The 1,022-nt window shown below is 31.0% G+C and carries 1 protein-coding gene; it reads left to right on the plus strand.

Features of this window, described 5'->3' with window-relative positions:
• On the plus strand, window positions 1-1,022 hold a 1,022-nt coding region (locus tag FPD38_RS08260), incomplete at both ends, for a methyl-accepting chemotaxis protein (RefSeq protein ID WP_315969947.1).

Below are 1,022 nucleotides of genomic sequence, written 5' to 3' on the forward strand. Positions count from 1 at the left end.
ATCCAATCAGGCCTTAACTCATTCTTTGACTTTATTAATCATAAAACCAAAGATTCTAAACTCATAGATGTAAAAACCAATGATGAATTTGGAGCTATAGCTAAAGCCATCAATGAAAACATCACTAAAACTAAAAATGCTTTAGAACAAGATGCTAAAGCAGTAGAACAATCAGTTGAAACAGCTAAAGAAATAGAACATGGTAATCTAACAGCAAGAATTACTGCAATTCCTGCTAGTCCTCAATTGGTAGAATTAAAAAATGTATTAAACAACATGCTTAATGTATTACAAGCTAAAGTTGGTTCTAATATGAATGAAATTAATCGTGTATTTGATAGCTATAAAGCATTAGACTTTACTACAGAAGTAAAAGATGCTAAAGGTGAAGTAGAAATTACTACTAATGTATTAGGACAAGAAATTGTTGAAATGTTAAGACAATCATCTGAATTTGCTAATTTACTTGCTACTGAAAGTGGCAAATTACAAAGTGCAGTAAAAGACTTAACTGATTCTTCATCTTCTCAAGCTTCTTCTTTAGAAGAAACAGCTGCTGCTTTAGAAGAGATTACTTCTTCTATGCAAAATGTTTCTTCTAAAACTAGTGAAGTAATTGCTCAAAGTGAAGAGATTAAAAATGTTACTTCTATTATTGGAGATATTGCTGATCAAATTAACCTATTAGCATTAAATGCTGCTATTGAAGCAGCAAGAGCTGGAGAACACGGACGTGGCTTTGCTGTTGTTGCTGATGAAGTTAGAAACCTAGCTGAAAGAACTCAAAAGTCTTTAGGTGAAATAGAAGCTAATACTAATATCTTAGTTCAATCTATTAATGAAATGGGTGAAAGCATTAAAGAACAAACTACAGGTATTACTCAAATCAATGATGCTGTAGCTCAAATTGATCATGTAACTCAAGAAAATCTTAAAATAGCTAAAGATAGTGCTGTAATATCTGAAAATGTCAATCAAATTGCTAATGATATCTTAGAAGATGCTAAGAAGAAGAAGTTTTA

The organism is Campylobacter volucris (genome assembly GCF_008011665.1).
GTDB lineage: Bacteria > Campylobacterota > Campylobacteria > Campylobacterales > Campylobacteraceae > Campylobacter_D > Campylobacter_D volucris_A.